We start from the raw sequence: 19362 nt of genomic DNA, 5'->3' as shown, positions 1-19362 counted from the left end.
AAAAGGACGGGGTTTTAAACCCCCGGTGTCCTGATAACCCTTAGTATTTTCGGGGCTTGGGCGCATAGTCAAGCTCCTTTCCCTAGAGATTGGCTAACCCCTGCGGGTTAGTTGTCGGAGCGTGAGGGCTCACGACTTGGTAAGTCATCGGGAATTTTAGTTACGTCTAATCCTAAAAGCTCAAACATAGTTTTTAGAGAAACTTGGTATAGGTTAGCCAGTGCAGCCACGTTTTCCACAGTTGGCATAGACTTTCCTGATTCCCAGTCAGCTTGCATCCGCTCAGAAACGCCGATATGTTGTTTGACTTGAGGGCGGGTTAGCCCAGCTTGTTCTCTGAGAAGCCTTAATGGAGACTTTTCCTTTTCTTGCGAATTTTCTTCCATAATACACGAAGCTTGTTTCATGAAGTGAACCTCTTGACTTCTGCCGAAAGATGAAGTACACTTCATGTAGATAGGCAAAACAAAGGCGGCCGGGCAAGCCTCCTTTGATCAAAATGCAGGTTTGAATAACCGCCTTATTTGTAGTGTCTATCAATTATGCACCTGCATACCCTTAGTATTTTTGGGGCTTGAGTGCATACCTCAAGCTCCTTTCCCTGAACCTCTCCAGGAGGTGATGAGATGTAAAAGGTCGATCGACCTTACAACAGGGCCCAGCTCAAAATTGTATCAAAGATTCAGACCAAAACATCTACTTTGCGATCGCCCAGCTTCCGTGCTATCGTTCCCTTTCTCGACCCCTTCCCGATCATGACTACATCTACCGACAACTTCTACCTAGGCGATATCGCCTCCAACTTTCACTTTGCAGGCCCGCTGCTAGACTTTGAAGAAGAAATCCAGAATCAATCGCCCTTTCACGATTTAGACTACCTGACAGGCGAAATAAAAAGGGGATTCCTCGACTACGTGCGGCAAGGGATCATGCTGGACTCGATCCGAAAACTGCGCTTGTACAAAGACAAGTTCAAAACTTTCAAAATTTACTGCGAACAAGCCTTAGGCAGACAGTATTTTTATTGCACGCAAATTATCAAATCTGCGGCAATTTGCCTGCGCTTAATAAAAGCCGGATTTGAGATTTTGCCTAGCTGCGTCGCTCAAGTTGTCCCCTTGTTCAAACACGCAGTCACAGATCAATACGGCGACTGCGCTCTACAGGAAAAGTGGCAAGAAGTTGTGGATGTCATTCCCAAAGAAAGGATTACAGCAATAACGATAGCCGAAACAGTTGACAACAATCCTAACCTCAGGTTAAAACAAATTCGGATCAAAACCGACACCTACGCCCTGTTGACCAAAAAAGCAGCCGCTGCGGGAATGTCAATTTCGGAATTTTTGGGGCGACTGGTTGACGAATACAACCCCAGAAATGTAGAGCAGCCGGCGGAACACACTCCCGAACAAGAGGAGATTTTAGACCAATTGGACGCGGAGTTTAAGAAGCCCGCAGCGGAACAGAGTTCAAAGTCTGCTCCAGCCAAAGTTAAATCTAAAGGTTTTGGAGTAAAAAATGAGCCGAAAGGTGGTACAAGGGAGGTGAAGGCGAAAAGTTCGGAAGGTAAAGTAAAAGCGAAAAGCTCTGCAAGTGAAATTAAGCTGAAAAGTAAGCAAACAGAAATTCCAGTCGAGAAACTCTCCAATTTATTTCAGGAAAAAAATAATGAAGTCATCTGCCCAAAACCCAATCATGCGTCAACTGAAGCTGATGGAGGCTCAATTGACCGAGATTCAGTGCCAACTGATTAAAGCCACTGTGTTGAATTGGTGGCAAATCGTTTTGCCAGACGGACAGAAAATTGCGATCGAACACGCGGGCGGCGGGCACTGGATTTTTCGGGCTAACGGGCTTGAAAAATCGCATCCTGAAGTGCGGCTAGCTGTGTTGAGGGCGATCGCCGAAGGCTGTCGCCGATAAGCTACGATCGAGGACACGGCGCTGTGTCGTGTCCCTACTGGGTGATGGGAGTTGTCATGATTTGGGGATGTTGGGGCGATCGACATAAGTTGCGATCGCGATCGAAGTGTCCCAACTGTGGGGCAAAGTTTAAAGTTCCGGCGTTGTGGGCGGATAGCTAGTGTCAACGATGTTTTCTGGGGTTTGGGAAGATGGCGGAGTATCAGAAATCTTGCTGATTCCTGGAGACAATAAGGTTGTGTATGCTTGCTGAGGATGAGTTGGTTCGTCAGGATATTTGAGTTCTAGTAATTTTTCTGACAACATTGGATTAATAAAATGAGTCCTAATTGTTTCAGAACTGCGATTCAATAGTTCAGCTAATCTTTTGACAGTTAAATATCTTTCCGAGCAAAGTTTCAGAATAGTATTTCTCATCAACTCAGGACTTACCCGTTGCTTTTCTCGAATAGGAGCAGCTATTTCTAGTAAAAATAAGTTTTCATCATTATGCACAGAGTTAGGCTCGTTATGCACGGAGCTTGATTCATTATGCACGGAGCTTGATTCATTATGCACGGAGCTAGGCTCATTATGCACGGAGCTAGGCTCGTTATGTTCGGAGCTTGGAAGCAGTGAAAGCAAATCCGATTGACCTTTATTTGGTAGAGCGTACTGCGTTCCACGCCCACGTCCTGATTGCGCCAACCAGCCGTTATTGACCAAGTGCTTTAGGCACTCTCCTATGTCTCTAGGATGTTCCTGTCTGTAACACTGAATGTCACTATTACTAATTTCTCCAAACTGATGCGCTAGTACCAAAATAATCCGATCTAATTCTGTTAGTTGACAGTAGTTATCTCCCACTATTTCTTTTAGTTCTTGCTCAACGTCTTCGGGAATTAAACTAAGCATTGGTAGGGCAACTGATGTCATTTCTAAATCGAATTTTTCTGAGACGAGTGGCCTAAACCATTGTTGTTCTTTCCAGGCTCGTAGAATCTTTCTAAAACCAGAGCCAGCTTTTTCACCTAAACCAAGCATTTGAAACATCGTTTGCAGTTTAGGATTGCGCGGATCGCTGATACCCCCATCATAAAGTTGCAAAAGAGAAATCCTTAATCGACCTGGATTAGTGAATAAAAAACCATTAGGAAACTTAGTTACTATAACAGGACGAGAAGACAAATGATCGGCATGAATCAAAGCATTTACCAGAGCCTCTCGAACAGCTTCATGAACATGGGTTTCTCCTCGTCTCACGGCATCTTTATCTAGTTTAAATGGAATATCTAAATCATTAACTAAACGACTATAGACGCGATAATAAAAATTGAAAAGATTAGGCTCCCACTTGCCATCAAGTGTCAGCCGATATGTCCAGCGAACTTCTGGATCCTTAGACAGTCGTTCTTGATAGTCTAGTTGATAGCGGGGAAGTGCATCTAAAATACTATTTCCTCTCCCAAACATCAGTAAACCAGCTATAGTTAACCCTTCTTTATCAGTATTTCTATCGCGCCTCCATCCGCCTAACTGAATCAATAAATTGCGATCGTCGAATCCAAGCCAAGGATGATCTGGTTCTCTGGAACTAAACCGTTGGCGAAAAGATTTTAAAGTTTCTGGATCGAGGTCGCCCAGGTCAAATTTATCTAAAATTTGGATATCTTGAGGATCGTTGCTGGCATCGCGCAACATTTGACGAACTTCATCATCAGTGCAAGGATAATCCCCGTCATGGTTACGTTTATAGGTTCCCATCATGGGATTTTTATTAATATAAACTGGGCGTTGCGTTCTTGTTGCTCTGGGAACTTTAATAATAACTAAATTACGATCTTCTATCTTCAAAGTTTGTAAGTCAGAATTGCCGCAAATTGAGAAGCTCAGTTTTTGCAGATTATTATGATTATTCCAAAACTCTTTAAGTAAAACGTTAGGATTACGGACACCTGAAATCTCGAACCGATTTCGATTTTCCGTGACACCTAGAACAATATAGCCACCATCTGTATTTGCAAATGCTGATACAGTTTTCCAAACTTCCTTGGGGAAACCACCGTCAGCAGACTTAAATTCAATATCTTGGTCTTCTCCAAGGTTTATGCGATCGAGTAATGTTTCTAAATCCATTTCCTTTATCCCCTCCGAAATGTCAAAATCTCTGTGATGTCAGTCAGCATAATTCGATTAGCTTTAGCTTGATTATTCATTCGTGCCATCTGTGGGGTTTGATTTTGCTGAATTCTTCGACTTGAATAAGCTTTATCGTAAAGCGTATAGCCAGCAGACTCCCACAAAGAGCGGATTATATCTGTAACCATTACAATTAAACCATTGGTTACATCCCGATAATTCGGAGAAATAACAGTGCAAAGAGTTCCGGTTTTTTGTGCGACGGCACAATTTTTAGCAATTCTAGCGATTGCTATCTGCCAATCTTCTAAAGCCATGTTAGCTAAATCTTCAGCCTTGTTAGAATACTGTTGGGCAACCATCCCATAATAAGGAATGTCCATAACAATGTAATCGGGATTCTCAACCGGGAAGCTTTTTGTTAAATCATGTTGAATAATTAAATCTTTGTACTTCCCGCGTGGAGTCAGATCAAACATTTTTAATTTAAAATCATAAACGTGCTGACCCATCCATTCTTGACGAGCTTCATACACTCGCAAAATCTGACCAGAGCCAGCCATCGGTGAAATTACTAAATCCCCTGGCTTGACGTAGTACCAGAAGCAGTTAGCATAAATTTCTCCAGGAATGTAACCTCTGTATTCGCCCCATGCTTCATCGATCCGACCATATTGAACCGTGCTAAAGTTCCAGTTGTCAGAAGGCTTGATAATAGGGCTAAATAGTGGTTCGCTATCTTTTTTATGTTCATTCCGAATAGCCCGTAGTATTCCAGTTGTGGATAAAGCTGCCTGCCTTTTAATGACTGCTTCAGTCCTCAAATCAGTTACAACAGCCTCAAATAGTTTTTGTGGAGTCCTTGCAAGTTCCTGGAATTTTGACAAATCATTTTTGGTAAAATTAAGATTTGATCGGATACTTTTAGAATCTTCGGAATCTAAATCAACCTTAACTAAGTTTTGATTCTGCTTTTTTATATGTCCTTCTCTGCTTTCAGTTTTTTGCCTTAGTATTTCTCCTAATCGGCGTTCAATCCGAATCCGTAATTCAGTAGCGTCAAGCTGCACATCCTTACTTAATCTGAATTTTTTAGAAAGAGCTTCCAGGGCATTGACTTTTTGCCAAACCTCCTGAATTTCTTCTAGAGTTTTAGCTTTCCTTAATAAGTTGGTCGCCGTTTTCAAAAATTGGACAACAACAGTTTCTTGATTGCCACTAACAAAAGTGGGGATGATAGCGAATTCGTGTTCAAATGAAGGCTCTTTCATTGATTGATTTCCTGCTGACTACCAACTAGCATAGTTAGGACGATAGAAGATGAAGCCAGAACTGCTGGCTGTTGATTTGGTATCTATTGCATGGGCTAAATTTTATCCTTCAAAGAGTTTTAGATGATGTCCTTGCAATCAGAATGGCATTTCTTCTTCCTGTGGCAATAGTTCTTGGTGTGGCTGCTGCTGTTGTTCTTGCTGCTGCAATAACTCCTCAGTAGTAAGCTGAAAAGGCGATAAACGCATTCTGGCATTAACTACTGCTGAAGCACCAAATAGATCGACAAGTGCTTCACCAGGCCCAAAATTCTTGGTCATCGAAATTTGGGCATCTGCGGCTTTCTCCAATGCTCTCTGTGCTTCACTGGCTCGGTTATGCCGATGAATAATGCGAGTGTTTAAATTATTCAAGATATCATCAGGTATCTGAGCCGCGCTCTGAACAGCAATAGTAAAAGCAATTTGTCGGCTTCTGCCTTTACGAACTCCTTCACTAAGAACATTCCCTATTGCAGAGGCAAACTGTTTACTACCATTGAAGAGATCTTGAGCTTCATCAATATGATGCAGAACTGGGAAAGCAATCTGGCGTTGCTCTTTGAGATCGTAAACTCGTTTAAGCATATAGTTTAGAAATAACCCATAGTCACGTCCTCCACCTGCCTGTCCTACACGGATAACTAATGCTCTTCCAGGTTGTAATAGATTAGTAGGATCAAACCATTGTGGTTGCTGAGGGGTTTGATCTTGACCAAATACAGCCGCACTCGCACTGGGTCTTCTAGCTCTAGTAGCGTTAGCATTGGCCGTGGGACGGATTGGTAGTCCACCGTCAACCCAAGCAGGACGACGATTCCGGCGAAGCATTTTCGCCACCATCGCTCTATAAGTTTGTGCTTGTCTTCCTCCCAGTCGCTCTCTAGCGTGTTCAGGTGGCTGCCAGGGAGCATTTGGGCTTTGAGGATTATAGCTAGTTACCCATTGGAAAAAGTCCCCTAGTGTCCAAATTACTGGCTCGTTACCATTCTGATCGGCGTGTCGCTCGTCGTCAAATTCTTCTAATAAAGTCTCGAATTCTTCACGAGAGTTAGTTTCATTAGGAGGATAGTACATTACTGCTGCCAGAACTGCTGGATCGAACTCTGAGGCTGGAATAGCAATTGGAGTACCTTGAAAGGCAGTTGATTCCTCTCCCAAGTAGTAAAAATCAGCATTAACTCCTTCAATCCAGGTTGTGTCTTGGTCTGTTTGACCATTTCGATTTAAAATGTCTATGGCATCTTGATTGAGTCTATTAATATGCTGATAATCAGGTTTGTGATCGTAAATGATAACCCCAAAGTCCATTTGTAATGCTGCGCGGATGTAATTGGCGCAAGAATTAGTTTTTCCGCTCCCAGTTGAACCAGCAATCAAGCTTTGATAAAAAAGAGTTCTGGGATTGACATAAACGCCAATATTTGTATCGATAATTTGTCCAATTCGATAGCGTTCATCCGCAGGAGGCAAGCTTAGGTATCTGATGATTTCATTTTCTGTTGCTTGTCTGGCAATAGATCCAATTTGAGGTCGCCTACGAACGCTATTTGGTGGATCTTGTGTAATGTCTTTAATCAGATTTATCTGATAAAAATAAACCTCTCGAACTACAACTTCACGGGTGTAGTTATTCTGCTCTAGCTGCTCAAAAGCATTGATTGTCGCATTGTCTTGTGGGCCAAGTGCCGAGCGATTTAAGTTGGCTTGTGGCCCAACAACTTGTCCAAAATAGTTCCTTTGGCTGGCGCGATCTTCAACGATCACAAAATCGTTGGCTGATAATTCTGGCTGATTAAAAGTGTAGCCACAGATTAAACTTAAGTCGGAATTGATTGTGTCAGGAATTTGAATTAGTGTCATCGGTAGTTACCTTCATTTGTAATATCTACTCCCATACGGTAGTTATTGCGCTGGATTTCGCCGATAAAGGAGTGTTTAATTGCCTGGGAGTTGTTGCTTCCTCTGAGATGCCAATCAACTGTTTCCAGCAAAAGTGGGATTTCGTGGTTAATTGTTGGACTAGCATCTTGTCGCAATAGGCTAACTGCGTATGATAAATCAGCTAGAGCGCATTCAAAGGCAAACGCTTTCTCAGCAGGACGATAAACAACCCGGACATACTGCCCTGGTAATGCACCAATCCATTGGTTAATGCTTCTGTTATCTCCAAACCGTCGTTGATATTGCTCTTGGATAGGACACAGCACAAATCCTTCCCCTCGCTCTAAACTCATTGCTGTCCACTTACTAATTGCCCATGAACTTCCCAAATCTTTGATCACACCAATAAATCTTTTCCCTGTTTGCATCATCCTAGAATAAAGTTCTCTTCCCGAATGCTGAGTAATTAAGTTTTGAGTAAAAACAGGCCCATCTAGCAATACAGTTTCTTGCTCGCAGGAAATTGCCACCTCTCGTTCTTGGTATTCCCGAAATGTGGTAGACCAAGATCCTTTAGTATCGCGAACCTCATCTAACTCATCGCATAAACCAAACAAATCTGTATCATTCGCTGCAATTTCATCAGGTGTTGTATAACGAGTGTTTGTAGTAGTTAAAACAACTTCTGGGGCATGGCGGTTCCGACTTGTAATACATCCAACTCCAACGGCATAAAAGGAAGTATTCATTAAGTCAGTAACAGGTAAAACATCTGTAGAGTCAATTGCTGCAATTGCTCCACTACCTAAATCTGCTGCTACTTCTTGATCGGAATCATTACCGTATGTCTGGAAGTCAAATAAAAATTGAGTTGGACTCTTCGCTTTTTCCATAAATTGGCGTATCCGACGCTGCACTGCCTCATCAGATTGGTGAAGATTCTGGGCAATTGTTTGGTCGGCCGAAAAATCAAGGAAGAAGGTTTCTGAGACTGGGCGTTGATTGGTGAGCGCAGAATCGAATATCCCCTCATCAGGCTTTGTATTTCTCTTGGCCATCAAGCATTATCTCCCATACAGATTAAGCATATTCGTTCCGCTCATTGAGTCTATCATTCAACTGCTCATAAATCATATTTAACTACATCGGAAGTACAGGCTGACCTTTATCGAGGGAGTCGATCGCCCTTACCACACAATCCAACACAAAAAACAACAAAACCCGCTTTGTGGGCGGGTTTAATAAGATGGACACAACTGGACTCGAACCAGTGACCCCTACGATGTCAACGTAGTGCTCTAACCAACTGAGCTATGCGTCCTCACGAATTACTAACTTAGCACAACCTTCGATCGCCTGTCAAGCATAAATATAAAATTTTTCCAGCCACCCACAGCCACCGCCCTAATTCCCAACCCGCCAAATCTTCACAGTTCGATCGCCGGAACCGCTAGCCAAACACCCCCCATCAGCACTAAACGCCACCGACAAAACCTCCCCGCCGTGCCCGGTCAGAAGTTCCAGCAAACCCCCCGCAGCCGTATCCCACAAATAAATCGAACCATCCCGACTCCCCGTCGCCAAAACTCCACCATCCCGGCTTAATGCCACACACAAAACATCCCCAGAATTGTCCCTCATACTTCGCAGCAGCGTACCTCGCCCCTGTGCATCTATCCGCCACAGCTTGGCCGTACCGTCCCGACTCCCACTAACCAAAATCGATCCTTCTCCTGCTGCCCCCCTTAGCAAGGGGGGGCTGGGGGGGGTCTGACCGGCAAGGGAGTTCGCAGCAAAGGCGATCGCCCGCACCCAATCCCCGTGTTCTGCTAAAGTACAAATCGATCGACCGTTGCGCCAATCCCACAACTGCAAACTCTTATCCCGACTCCCCGTCGCCAAAAACTCCCCACCAGGACTAAAAGCCACAGCCTCCACCCCACCAGCGTGACCGCTTAAAGCCGACATCGGCCTACCCTTATTCAAATTCCACAACTGCACAGTCTTGTCCCGACTCCCACTAGCCAAAACCTGACCGTCAGGACTAAAAGCCACAGCATAAACCCGATCCTCGTGGCCGCGCAAAGCATACCACCACTTACCCTTATTCAAATCCCAAATTTGAATTGTTTTATCCCGGCCGCCGCTAGCCAAAGTCGCGCCATCAGGACTAAAAGCCACAGAAGTCACCCAGTCAGAATGACCAGTGAGAGTGTACCACCGCTTACCCGTCTCCAACTTCCACATCTCAATCGTCTTATCCTCACTCCCGCTAGCTAAAGTCCCGCCATCGGGACTGAAAGCTACTGAGGTGACAGCATGGGAATGCCCTACCAGAGTATGAATGCACCTCCAAGTAGGCGCGCGTGCGGGAACAACCCGCTGCATCGGCGGCACAGGTATAATGGTGCCCGCAACCGTTGCTGGCACGGCATTCTGCACCGCAGGCATCCTCTGAGGCGCGGGAATTGCAGGCGTTGCTAGGGGCGGTGCCCCCGTGCCCGCCCTCTGCGGCGGCGGTGCCCCTGTACCCGCCCCCGACTGCGGCGGCGGTGCCCCTGTACCCGCCCCCGACTGCTGCGGCTGCAAATCTTGGAGAACTTCAGCTACAGATTTGTAACGGCGGCTGAGACTCGGTTCGATCATTCTGTCGAGGATTCGAGTTAGTTTCCGATCGATTTTAACCTTCAAAAAATCTTGCCAAACCCAAACATCTTGATTGATATCGAACAAATCAAAGGGAGATATTTGAGTCAGCAAATAAATGCAAGTTACTCCCAAACTATACAAATCGCTAGCATAAACCGCTTGACCTCGAATTTGTTCCGGCGCCACGAATTCAGGCGAACCGATGACTGTTCCTGTTTCTCTCAAACCCTCCACAAGTTTGGCAGCACCAAAATCAACTAAAACTAATTCCCCAGTTAAGTTTGGGTAAGTATAAATAATCGGAGTTTGAGAAACGCGGCGGCGGATAATATTTGGTGGTTTGATGTCTCGGTGAATTACATTGCGATCGTGCACAAACTGCAATACTGGCAATAAATCCTTCAGCAGCCCGAGAATCTGACTTTCGCTGAAAGGGCCATTCCGCGTCAATTCGTGCTGTAAATTCTCCCCTTCTATAAATTCTTGTACCAAATACTGATAGCGTTCCTGCTGAAAGTGCGCCAGCAACTCGGGAATTTGCGGGTGTTTCCCCAATTCGTCCAGCCGCACGGCTTCTCGGTTGAATAATTCTGCTGCTTTTTCGGCGCTGCTGGTTCCTTGGGATAGCGGGAAAAACTGCTTGATTGCACAACGCGGTTTTGAGGGTTTGTCTTCGTCTACGGCTAAAAAAGTACGGCCAAAACCGCCTCTACCGAGGGGTTTGATGGCGCGGTAACGCTCTCTGAGCAACAGTTTTGTGCCACAATTCAGGCAGAATTGAGTTCGATCGGCATTTTGCGGGTTTTGACAGGCGGGGTTTAGGCAATAACTCATAACTGAACCGGGAAGCAATCAGCAGCATATTTATATGATACTGAGGCAAAAGGGCGATCGACCTTCGCGTTACAATTTAAAATTATCAGGACTGAAGTCCTTACTACAAACGGATCGACCTTCGCATTACAATTTAAAATTATCAGGACTGAAGTCCTCACTACAAACCAGTTTGTAGTGAGGACTTCAGTCCGCAGCATTTAAGATCTAGCTTTAACATTCAGAGCATACTCTTTAAACCTTTCCAAGTCAGCCTGAATAGTCGATTCAACAACTCGCCCTACAAATGAATTGTCCATCAATGTTGCCAACCAGCCGGGAACTCCATAAGCCACTGTTAGTTTGACAATGCTGCTGTTTTTGCGATCGTAAAACCGCACCGCACCGCGATTGGGCAAACCGTCTACTGATTCCCACTGAATAATCTGATTTGGCACTAATTTGAGAATCCGAGAAAGCCAGCTAAATTCTAACCCCCCCGTTGCAAGTTTCCAGCGCGATAATTCTGGTTCTTCTTCTAGAATGTTAACTGAGTCTATCCACTTCATCCAGCGCGGCATTTGCTCTAAGTCAGACCAAAGTTCCCACGCTAATTCGATAGGAATTGCCACTTCTACTTGTACGCTATGTTCTAACCAATCAGTCATAGGATTTTAGATTTGGGAATTTAGATTGAAGAATTCTTTCCAATACGGTTTACTTAAGATGGTCATTGCGAGGAACGAAGCAATCTCCCGATCTATTTTTCATAGCGGTATACCCAGGGGGGTATACCAGTAAATGGTATTGGAATTGTTTCTTCTCATTTCCAGGCTCGGCCTCGCTTGTCAAAAGCGAACATTCATCAGAGGTAGAGCCTCTTTTAAAGCATTCCCAGCCAGAGCCTGGAAAGGAGAGAGAATCATTAGCTTTTAGCTTTTAGCATTTTACATTTTTCACTGGAGCGACTAATACCAAATGCTAACTGTCAACTGTCAACTGTTAACTGTCAACTAACTATAAGCTTCCAGAATTACCTTCGCCGCTTGATGGCCGGAAAGAGTCGCACCTTCCATGCTGTCGATATAGTCTTGCTGAGTGTAACTTCCTGCTAGAAAGAAATTGCCGATCGGCGTTTTTTGAGCGGGGCGGTAAACATCCATGCCCGGTGCTTCGCGGTAGAGAGATTGAGCTAGCTTAACCACACTGTACCAAGTCATGTTTAATTCCCGTGCTGAGGGGAATAAATCCTGAACTTGCTTGAGTACGTGTTGGGCGATCGCCTCATTGCTTTGTTTGATAAACGGATCGCCCGGTGTCAACACTAACTGTAACAGAGAACCTTGTCCTTCCTTATAATAATCCTTGGGACTTGTCAGCGCCAAATCGGCAAAACACGAAAAATCTGCATCTGCTGAATATAGCAAATTATCAATTCCGACAGCGTGGCTCAACTGTTTTCTCTTGGCTTCATCTTCCAATTCCGTTACCCAACCGTCGAACCGCAATTGTACTGTCGCAACGGGCACAGCATCTAACTTATAAATATTGTCAAATTCCGACCACTTCCGCCAAGCTGGGGGCAATATTTTCTGAATTCCCGGCACATCTAAGGCAAAAACATAAGCATCAGCGGTAATAATTTCTTCGGTTTCGCCACTAGCTACGGCTAAGCCTGTGACGCGAGTTTCTCCACTTTCTTGAAACTGAATTTCTCGCACTCGGCGCCGCGTGTGAATTTTTGTACCTTTGCTTTCCAAATAGTCCACAATTGGCTTGTGCAAATATTCGCTGGGAGAACCGGCCAGCATTCGCATCCTTGATGCTTCTGTTTTCGTAGCAAACAATTGAAAAATTGTCAACATACACCGGGCAGAAATATTTTCGGTGTCGATAAAACCCAGGGCGTAGGCGATCGGATTCCACATTCTTTTGAGCGAGTTTTGGTTGCCGCCGTGGCTGCGGAACCAGTCAGCAAAACTAACTTTATCTAAATTGCGGATGGTTTTCATCGCTCCATCAAAGTCTATCAAGCCTCGGACGATCGGGCTAGTTCCCAGGGCGAGCGAATTTTGGATTTTGTCCTGTGCTGATAGCTGAGATGTAGTGAAAAATGCCTTCAATCCGTGCAAAGGAGCACCCACCGGAAAGCGAAAATCTAAACTACCAGTTTCGCCACCTCGATTGATAAAAGTGTGGACGTGTTCTTTAATCAGCAAATCGTCAAATGCCCCCACTTTTTTCATCAGGGCAAATAAGTTATAATAGCAGCCGAAGAAGACGTGCAAACCCATTTCAACGTGATTCCCGTCGGGATCTACCCAACTGCCGACTTTACCGCCGACAAAGGGGCGGGACTCAAAAATTTCTACTTCGTGGCCGGCATCCACTAAATCCACTGCTGTGGTCATTCCAGCCAGTCCCGCACCTGCGATCGCAACCCGCATTTTACCTATCCTTATCCAGTATTTTTACAAATTGTAACAAGTTTTAGAGTTTCCGAAACATTCAAAGTGCGTAAATGCCGATCGCCACTTGCACCCCTCTCTGAATTCTTGCCAAAAAATCCGCACTAATTTCACCGTAAGGGCCTTGTTCCAGATAAGTTTGGCGCCAAGCAGACACATTTTCACAAACAGCTAAAGAATTAGCTTGCAATCCTCCTTCACCAGCCGGAATTAAGATGCGAGACATAGTGCCTGTTCTATCGCCTCCGTCCAATTATCAGTCAACTGGTCTATTTTTTCAGCGAATTCGGCATCAAGGGCGACTAACACTTCTCGCTTTTGAGTAGAATTTGACACGTTCGTTCTCCTTCCTAATTCAAATTAAAAAAATGACTGCTAACTGTTGACTGGTGACTAATATCATTGGTTGTTAGTTATTGGTTATTAGCAGCATCACACGAGTAACAAATAACAAATAACAAATAACAAATAACAAATAACTAACAACTAATAACTGACTTTAAAACATCGGCATCAACTGAAGTGGCCCAATTCCTAGGTCTTTAGGAGAAACCCAGCGCACCTCAAACAAAGCGACCATATCCTTAAACTGAGGCTGACCGCGAGAAGCACCCATCAACCCTTTAGCAATCACCAAACCGCACCAACCGTTAGTTGATTTACAGCGACGCTCCCACTTTTTGCGAGCTTCCTGATGCACCGGGTCGTTTTCATTAAACTCGCCAAACAAATACAATTCCCCATTTTTTGTTTGCAAAATACCCAAGTCGTATTGCTCGTCTTGAAAAGGATCTTCGCCCGGATTAAAACAAATTGCCTTCACCCCTCCAGCTTCTTTCAAATCCTGAATCATAGTTTTAGCCTTGGGATTGGAAGTTTGAATCATCACTACAGGCAAACCATCCCCAGCGGTATTAATATCGACTTCTGCACCTTCGTGAAACTGGACACTTCCGCGTAGAAAATCTACCGTTTCCCAAGGTACGGCACCCAGACTCAAGAATGAATTTTGCGGCACCAAATCGTCCCGCAGCCGTGGCATTTCAAATTCATCATCGTCATCGTCATCGTCATCACCGAGCATCTGTAATAATTCGTCAGACACCTCAGGCATCGTCGAAACTTTAACCGATACCTGTTGAATTTCTCCATCAGACTGCGGAACAGGGATGCGGTAGCGACTGTTGAGAGCGGGAAATGTGTCTGCTGCCAATTTCCGGCGGCCGTTGTGGAAAAAGCGGTGGAATGCTTCGAGAGCAACTAACATCGTCAGGGCTTCTTCTTCGTAAAGAATCGATCGCAATCCTTCTAAAGGATGCAGGTTGCCAAAATTCGGTTCAATTTCCGATGGAGGCAAATCGGCTAAATCAATTTCGTCATCGTCATCCTCATCCAGCTCGCCGGCGCTTTCAAAGGTGAGAAACAAACAATCTTGCCCTAAAAAAGCCTGTTCTAAATCTTCAAAAGAGTCATCGTTGACAACTCGCTCTCGAAACCGCTTCAAGGATTCTAGAGAACGGTACAGCAAAACTCCGTAATCCATTCTCCCTTGGCCCAATACGGACACGTAGAGGCTGGCGACATCCCACTGATTGATTTCAATAGATATAATTTGATGTTCGCTCAAAGTCCGCCACGGAGCATCGTGCCAAATTTGAGCTGCTTTTTCCATTAGCACTTCGGCGTACTCAGGCGGTAATTCGGGAGGCCGATTCACAGCGACCTCTTCCATACCCCGAAAGATTTCATCAATTAAGGGCAATTCCGGTACGTAGTCAATGGAAATGCCTAAATCTTGAAGCACACCCCGCAGATAAAATTGAATTTCTCGGTTTTTGACAACGATTTTTTGGGGGCGGACTGCGGGAGCCGGACTTTGGGGATGTTCCATTGCCCTTAGTAAAGCTCGGACGATCGCCTCTGGGCCGGCATCTGGGCCTACCATGTCCATTGCTCTGACGATGCCTTCAGAGCCGTCCACCCAGAGAATACACTCGCCACCGGCTTCTGGATCGTCGTCGTCCTCTAGCATCATGTGCGAGTCAGCATTTGATAACGGTCGGCGGTCGCCCTCCCACACGCTGGGAATTTGAGGTAAGTTTTGTAGCCGACGAAGAGTAGAGCGATTCAGCGCTGCCATAGAGTAAGCCCGTTGGGTGAAGCATTGTTGCGGTGCCCGTCAAGGTCAACCGCTGCTTCTCAATCATAAACCCTATAGGGGGAGAGGACATCAAGCTTGTGAACACAGTTGGCAGTTGACAGTTGACAGTTGACAGTTGGCAGTCGATCTGTTGTATGGGCAGTGCCCCCGTGAGAGATCTCTTAGTTTACCTGGAACATTTGACAGCACAGCAGTTGACTGACTAATGACTGATTGCGTTTGCGAGCGAGGACGCTCGCACTGATGACTGATGACTGATGACTTCCTTACTTCCCTGTACAATGGAGAGATAAGATTAAACTCTTAACATTCGACAGTCTCAGGAGTTCGACAAATTATGACTCAAGCGATTTCCCAACAGCGGGGCATTCAAATGACGGACTCTGCTGTTCGTCAAGTTTTAGCTCTTCGAGAAAAACAAGGTAAAGACCTCTGCTTGCGCGTAGGGGTGCGGCAGGGCGGCTGTTCTGGTATGTCTTACGTGATGGATTTCGCAGACCCCAGCACTGTGAAATCTGACGATGAAGTGTTTGACTACGACGGTTTTCAGGTAGTGTGCGATCGCAAGAGCATTCTTTATCTCTACGGTTTGGTGCTCGACTTCAGCGATTCGATGATCGGCGGGGGCTTTAAGTTTACCAACCCCAACGCTACTCAAACTTGCGGTTGCGGCAGTTCTTTTTCTGCTTAAAATTGACAGTTGACAGTTGACCGTTGACAGTTGACAGTTGTAGGGGCGGTGGATGGTGCGGGCCCGCCCTCTTCGTTGACAGTTGACGGTTGACAGTTTGAGGGCGACCTCTACCCTTAAGTCCGAGGAATTGAGTAATGAATAGTCCGATCTTAATTCCTTCCTCGAAGGGTTCCGGCTTTCAACCAATTCTTTCTGGTAATTGGTCTCCAGCTAATTGCTTCGCGATCGTGAGCGATCGACAATCAGCTTCCGATCCGTTTCCTTTGTCCCGCACCCATGCTTTCGAGCAATCTAAAATCTAAAATCCAAAATCCAAAATCGAATGACCCCTGAAGAAATGTTTAAAGACGGTTTCGATCGCTACCAAGCTGGCGAAGCCCCTGCTAATTTGATCCCCGTGTTCAAAGAATTGTGCGAGAAATCTCCCAAAAATGGCAATGCCTGGGCTAGCCTCGCGTGGCTCTACCTCTTGGAAAATAAACCCGGATCGGCTCAAAAAGCAGCTAAAACCGCCGTTAAATTGAACCCTCACGACCCCCAAGCTCGCATCAACCTAGCTGTCGCGATTCTGGATCTCAAAGAAAAAGGGGTGCGCCCCCACGTAGAAGTTGCTCAGCAACTCCTGATGGCTTCCGAAGAGTTGTTAGAGGAAGTTACAAAAAATTTTGAAGAAGGATTAAGCCGCAAACCGGACTGGAAGAGTCTCGCCCGCGTGAAACAGTGGCTTCTGGAACCGTAAACCCGCAAACAAGTCGATTTAGTGGTGGGGATCAAGGAAATCGGGTTTGTGGTTTATTACGATCTCGTAATAAATCAATAAATAACTTTATGGAAAACTCAGGAAGTCAGTGCTAGTATTTGAAAACTTAGACGATCGACAAACCGGCACAGCGGTTTTCAGACTTGACTAACATAAATACTAGGAGTTGTAAGAACATGAGCACTGACAGCCACGTTAACATCAAACCAGCAACCCGCAACCACAAAGGTTTCTTTATTCAGCCTGCTTCTTACAAATTGATGAGCATCGATAAATCCGGCTGGGCGTTGATTTGCATGGACAAAGCAGTTTGTCATTATGTAGATCCTGATGACTTACAATTGCCGAATAAGTCGGGAATGTCTGAAGGTTAATCCAGAAGTTTTGAGAGACATTAAAATGCTTTATTTGAGTAGCTGCCCTCCCTGGAGAGGCAGCAACTTTTTTTTGATCGGTCATTAGTCATCATATGGTATGCGATCGATTGATCGCAATCAGATTCGTTTGTAGTGCGGACTTCAGTCCGCGGTGTTGCTTAATCGGGGTATGAAAATGGATAACTTGAAAATTTAGAAGATTGACTGGCTGGCTTGTTTTATTTTTTCACATTGAGTCGTTCATACCGTAAATCAACAACGCCCAGTCCGCCACTTAAGAGCGGACTGAAGTCCGCACTACGAACTTTCATTGTTATTATAATCGACGGCACATGATATCAGTTATTAGTCATCATTCATCCGGAAGATATTGAGCAAGGAGCAATGTATGGGATTTAACGGATAGAAAAATTCCCAATTCCCGGTTCCCAATTCCCGATCGCCTAATTGCTAGATTTGAAGGCAAAAAGCAGATCGAGCTGAGCAGTTGTCGGTTCTGTCGAAGTTGTGGCTACGCTGACTCCTCGGAGAGAATTGAGCAATTCAGTGACGGGCGGCGAAACTAAATTGGGCTGTACTGCGAGCAAATAACGGTTCGCCCATGACATGGTTTTGTCCATATCTATATAAAAGTAACCTTGGTTCGCCTGGGGTACAGCAGTGGCGATCGCCTGAAAACTCCGACTGCTGCTTAACGGTTGCGGTGGCGCTGTGGTGATGACATCGACTAAAGGGCCGCCGAAAGCGACAAATACAGAATTTTCATTCAGCCAACCGTGCCCGAATAAAGTGCCTTGCTGCGGTATTTGCCACTCTGTTACCTGTTTTCCCTGCACTTGTCTGGGGGCGACGCTGACTGTAGGATTGCTTTTGGCGATCGCATCGAGTTTTTTGAGGGTTGCTTCCGCTGCGGGGCGATCGCTCGTTTCAAAAATCATCGCTGCCCCCATTCCCAACTGAGACAAAATACCTTGCTCCGAACCGATCGCCCCGATCGCAAATTCCCCATTCATCCAGCCAAAAACCTCACGATCTGCATCCAAATCCAACCGCTTAAAACTACTCCTCACCTGCTGAATGCCCCTGTCAACTTCCGGGCTGTCTTTTGCCTCTGCCGTCGCCTGCAACCAAATGCGATCGAGTCCCTTACCGCCTACTAAAGCAATGGTTTCGCCGGGAAATCTGGGCAACAATTTCGATCCGACTAGCGGCTTTTGCTGTCCGAATTTAGGATCTAACCGAGCGATAGTTTTCACCCTCAATCCCGAACTGTCGGCCCCTATTCCCGCTACCAAAGACTTGACTTGTTTAAACTGTGAAAGCACTGTCGAAGGCAATTGAAAATTATCTGGTAAATTAGCTTTCAATTGCTGTATCGCGGCAGGATAGTCCGCAATATAAACAGTTGCGATCGGATTGGGCACCCCAGCACTCTCAGCAAAATACTTGCTTGTACTCTTCTGGGTAGCAAGAGAGGGTGAGCCTTTAAAAGTATCGATCGCCAATTCCACAGGCTTTCTCAAAGGAGCCATCACTAATTGATCGTTCAACAAAGCCACACTGTAGCGCTTGCCGGTTGGCTCTGCAATTTCATAAATTTTAACTCCTTTGTACTCAGTTTCTTGAGTTTTGGCACCTTCCTGAGATTTTAATTTATTAGCAAAATTCCAAGCACTAATTTTATTTTTGACACTGACTACAACGAGCAGTTTAGGAGGCTCTGTTTTAGCGGTAGCATCTGGGGGTAACAAAGCCACCATTACGCCTCCCAGCCAGGGCTTTAAGTCCTTCTCAAAGTCGATTTGAGTGCCTGCCAAGCTTTGTTCTTGAAAGGCCTTCAAACCCCCACCGATCAACTTTTGAGCGCCGGGGGTGCCGAATTGCTGCAACTGTGACAGCGCTTGGGGATTGGGGGAGATGAAGGCGGCCATCATTGCTTCGTCGGGTACAACTTTGGCGCTGTCTTGGGGGTTGGATACTTGTTGGCTCAAACCGTGGAAGTAAAGGTACACCGCGGCGCTACCTGCTGCGATGATGGCGGCAGCAATTAGAAGCTTTGGTTTTTTTGCAGGCATTGTTTTCGATCCTCGCGTCCTTTATCAGTTTAATGAAAATCCACTGAGCTTGTGGGGAGGCGATCGAACAAGCTATTTATTTTTATAGAATTTAAAACGGGTTTGGGCGATCGTGTAAACTGCTGTTGAC

19 protein-coding genes and 1 tRNA gene are annotated in these 19362 nt (G+C 45.4%); 7 read left to right on the top strand and 13 right to left on the bottom strand.

What is annotated here, in order from left to right; all coding sequences use genetic code 11:
- Positions 1-107: 107 nt before the first annotated feature.
- Positions 108-407 (bottom strand): helix-turn-helix domain-containing protein, encoded by a 300-nt coding sequence (locus tag QZ918_RS09835; RefSeq protein ID WP_293146293.1) that lies wholly within the window; start codon positions 405-407, stop codon positions 108-110.
- 348 nt (positions 408-755) lie between these two features.
- On the opposite strand from QZ918_RS09835, the gene QZ918_RS09830 reads away from it, so the two are divergent.
- From QZ918_RS09830 to QZ918_RS09820, 3 genes are read left to right on the top strand one after another with little or no spacing between them, the layout of a single operon-like run.
- Entirely contained in the window at positions 756-1754 is a 999-nt protein-coding gene (locus tag QZ918_RS09830; protein ID WP_293334054.1) for a hypothetical protein, read from the top strand.
- Positions 1696-1923: a hypothetical protein gene (locus QZ918_RS09825; RefSeq protein WP_293132913.1), complete on the top strand. Its 228-nt coding sequence runs from the start codon at positions 1696-1698 to the stop codon at positions 1921-1923. Before QZ918_RS09830 ends, QZ918_RS09825 begins: the two co-directional genes overlap by 59 nt.
- A gap of 23 nt (positions 1924-1946) precedes the next feature.
- On the top strand, positions 1947-2084 hold the full coding sequence (locus tag QZ918_RS09820) for a hypothetical protein (RefSeq protein ID WP_293334052.1): 138 nt from the start codon (positions 1947-1949) through the stop codon (positions 2082-2084).
- Here the strand turns inward: QZ918_RS09820 and QZ918_RS09815 are convergent.
- The 11 genes from QZ918_RS09815 to QZ918_RS09765 form a co-directional block, all read right to left on the bottom strand.
- Positions 2053-4038, bottom strand: a complete 1986-nt coding sequence (locus QZ918_RS09815) for an RNA/DNA-binding domain-containing protein (RefSeq protein WP_293334050.1) — start codon at positions 4036-4038, stop codon at positions 2053-2055. The genes QZ918_RS09820 and QZ918_RS09815 overlap by 32 nt on opposite strands.
- Positions 4039-4043: 5 nt before the next feature.
- Complete coding sequence (locus tag QZ918_RS09810) at positions 4044-5312, bottom strand: TRM11 family methyltransferase (protein WP_293334048.1); 1269 nt, start codon at positions 5310-5312, stop codon at positions 4044-4046.
- Between the two features lie 138 nt (positions 5313-5450).
- The gene (locus QZ918_RS09805; protein ID WP_293334046.1) at positions 5451-7214 is read right to left on the bottom strand and encodes an ATP-binding protein; all 1764 of its coding nucleotides are present in this window, start codon (positions 7212-7214) and stop codon (positions 5451-5453) included.
- On the bottom strand, positions 7211-8293 hold the full coding sequence (locus QZ918_RS09800) for a hypothetical protein (protein WP_293334044.1): 1083 nt from the start codon (positions 8291-8293) through the stop codon (positions 7211-7213). The genes QZ918_RS09805 and QZ918_RS09800 overlap by 4 nt, the downstream gene beginning before the upstream one ends.
- Positions 8294-8482: 189 nt before the next feature.
- Positions 8483-8556: transfer RNA gene (locus QZ918_RS09795), tRNA-Val, on the bottom strand.
- 83 nt (positions 8557-8639) lie between these two features.
- Positions 8640-10718 carry a WD40 repeat domain-containing serine/threonine-protein kinase gene (locus QZ918_RS09790; protein ID WP_293334042.1) on the bottom strand — a complete coding sequence of 693 codons (2079 nt, stop codon included), beginning with the start codon at positions 10716-10718 and terminating at the stop codon, positions 8640-8642.
- Positions 10719-10918: 200 nt separating this feature from the next.
- On the bottom strand, positions 10919-11365 hold the full coding sequence (locus QZ918_RS09785; protein WP_293334041.1) for an SRPBCC family protein: 447 nt from the start codon (positions 11363-11365) through the stop codon (positions 10919-10921).
- A 345-nt stretch (positions 11366-11710) separates the two neighbouring features.
- Complete coding sequence (gene zds / locus QZ918_RS09780; protein ID WP_293334039.1) at positions 11711-13144, bottom strand: 9,9'-di-cis-zeta-carotene desaturase; 1434 nt, start codon at positions 13142-13144, stop codon at positions 11711-11713.
- 61 nt (positions 13145-13205) lie between these two features.
- Entirely contained in the window at positions 13206-13391 is a 186-nt protein-coding gene (locus QZ918_RS09775; protein ID WP_293334037.1) for a hypothetical protein, read from the bottom strand.
- Positions 13376-13501 carry a hypothetical protein gene (locus QZ918_RS09770; protein WP_293334035.1) on the bottom strand — a complete coding sequence of 42 codons (126 nt, stop codon included), beginning with the start codon at positions 13499-13501 and terminating at the stop codon, positions 13376-13378. Before QZ918_RS09770 ends, QZ918_RS09775 begins: the two co-directional genes overlap by 16 nt.
- Before the next feature lie 163 nt (positions 13502-13664).
- The gene (locus QZ918_RS09765; RefSeq protein WP_293146273.1) at positions 13665-15305 is read right to left on the bottom strand and encodes a DUF6930 domain-containing protein; all 1641 of its coding nucleotides are present in this window, start codon (positions 15303-15305) and stop codon (positions 13665-13667) included.
- Between the two features lie 358 nt (positions 15306-15663).
- On the opposite strand from QZ918_RS09765, the gene QZ918_RS09760 reads away from it, so the two are divergent.
- The 4 genes from QZ918_RS09760 (at position 15664) to QZ918_RS09745 (ending at position 17154) form a co-directional block, all read left to right on the top strand.
- The gene (locus QZ918_RS09760; RefSeq protein ID WP_293334033.1) at positions 15664-16017 is read left to right on the top strand and encodes a HesB/IscA family protein; all 354 of its coding nucleotides are present in this window, start codon (positions 15664-15666) and stop codon (positions 16015-16017) included.
- Between the two features lie 137 nt (positions 16018-16154).
- The gene (locus QZ918_RS09755; protein WP_293146271.1) at positions 16155-16322 is read left to right on the top strand and encodes a hypothetical protein; all 168 of its coding nucleotides are present in this window, start codon (positions 16155-16157) and stop codon (positions 16320-16322) included.
- 20 nt (positions 16323-16342) lie between these two features.
- Complete coding sequence (locus tag QZ918_RS09750; protein WP_293146270.1) at positions 16343-16759, top strand: tetratricopeptide repeat protein; 417 nt, start codon at positions 16343-16345, stop codon at positions 16757-16759.
- Between the two features lie 197 nt (positions 16760-16956).
- Positions 16957-17154, top strand: coding sequence for a hypothetical protein (locus QZ918_RS09745; RefSeq protein ID WP_006632682.1), 198 nt, complete (start codon positions 16957-16959; stop codon positions 17152-17154).
- Positions 17155-17600: 446 nt separating this feature from the next.
- Here QZ918_RS09745 and QZ918_RS09740 read toward each other — a convergent pair whose 3' ends face one another.
- Complete coding sequence (locus QZ918_RS09740) at positions 17601-19232, bottom strand: DUF3352 domain-containing protein (protein WP_293334031.1); 1632 nt, start codon at positions 19230-19232, stop codon at positions 17601-17603.
- Positions 19233-19362: the final 130 nt, after the last annotated feature.

Origin of the sequence: Microcoleus sp. CAWBG58, from assembly GCF_020883045.1 — a bacterium.
Lineage (GTDB): Bacteria > Cyanobacteriota > Cyanobacteriia > Cyanobacteriales > Microcoleaceae > Microcoleus.
Note: the sequence above shows the minus strand (reverse complement) of the source record. Positions and strands in the feature narration are given on the sequence as shown.

What these genes read in the sequence shown, in the direction of transcription:
- QZ918_RS09835 (WP_293146293.1), bottom strand. Translation starts at nt 407, where the DNA reads ATGAAACAAGCTTCGTGTATTATGGAAGAAAATTCGCAAGAAAAGGAA.
- QZ918_RS09830 (WP_293334054.1), top strand. Translation starts at nt 756, where the DNA reads ATGACTACATCTACCGACAACTTCTACCTAGGCGATATCGCCTCCAAC.
- QZ918_RS09825 (WP_293132913.1), top strand. Translation starts at nt 1,696, where the DNA reads ATGCGTCAACTGAAGCTGATGGAGGCTCAATTGACCGAGATTCAGTGC.
- QZ918_RS09815 (WP_293334050.1), bottom strand. Translation starts at nt 4,038, where the DNA reads ATGGATTTAGAAACATTACTCGATCGCATAAACCTTGGAGAAGACCAA.
- QZ918_RS09810 (WP_293334048.1), bottom strand. Translation starts at nt 5,312, where the DNA reads ATGAAAGAGCCTTCATTTGAACACGAATTCGCTATCATCCCCACTTTT.
- QZ918_RS09805 (WP_293334046.1), bottom strand. Translation starts at nt 7,214, where the DNA reads ATGACACTAATTCAAATTCCTGACACAATCAATTCCGACTTAAGTTTA.
- QZ918_RS09800 (WP_293334044.1), bottom strand. Translation starts at nt 8,293, where the DNA reads ATGGCCAAGAGAAATACAAAGCCTGATGAGGGGATATTCGATTCTGCG.
- QZ918_RS09790 (WP_293334042.1), bottom strand. Translation starts at nt 10,718, where the DNA reads ATGAGTTATTGCCTAAACCCCGCCTGTCAAAACCCGCAAAATGCCGAT.
- QZ918_RS09785 (WP_293334041.1), bottom strand. Translation starts at nt 11,365, where the DNA reads ATGACTGATTGGTTAGAACATAGCGTACAAGTAGAAGTGGCAATTCCT.
- zds (WP_293334039.1), bottom strand. Translation starts at nt 13,144, where the DNA reads ATGCGGGTTGCGATCGCAGGTGCGGGACTGGCTGGAATGACCACAGCA.
- QZ918_RS09775 (WP_293334037.1), bottom strand. Translation starts at nt 13,391, where the DNA reads ATGTCTCGCATCTTAATTCCGGCTGGTGAAGGAGGATTGCAAGCTAAT.
- QZ918_RS09765 (WP_293146273.1), bottom strand. Translation starts at nt 15,305, where the DNA reads ATGGCAGCGCTGAATCGCTCTACTCTTCGTCGGCTACAAAACTTACCT.
- QZ918_RS09760 (WP_293334033.1), top strand. Translation starts at nt 15,664, where the DNA reads ATGACTCAAGCGATTTCCCAACAGCGGGGCATTCAAATGACGGACTCT.
- QZ918_RS09755 (WP_293146271.1), top strand. Translation starts at nt 16,155, where the DNA reads ATGAATAGTCCGATCTTAATTCCTTCCTCGAAGGGTTCCGGCTTTCAA.
- QZ918_RS09750 (WP_293146270.1), top strand. Translation starts at nt 16,343, where the DNA reads ATGACCCCTGAAGAAATGTTTAAAGACGGTTTCGATCGCTACCAAGCT.
- QZ918_RS09745 (WP_006632682.1), top strand. Translation starts at nt 16,957, where the DNA reads ATGAGCACTGACAGCCACGTTAACATCAAACCAGCAACCCGCAACCAC.
- QZ918_RS09740 (WP_293334031.1), bottom strand. Translation starts at nt 19,232, where the DNA reads ATGCCTGCAAAAAAACCAAAGCTTCTAATTGCTGCCGCCATCATCGCA.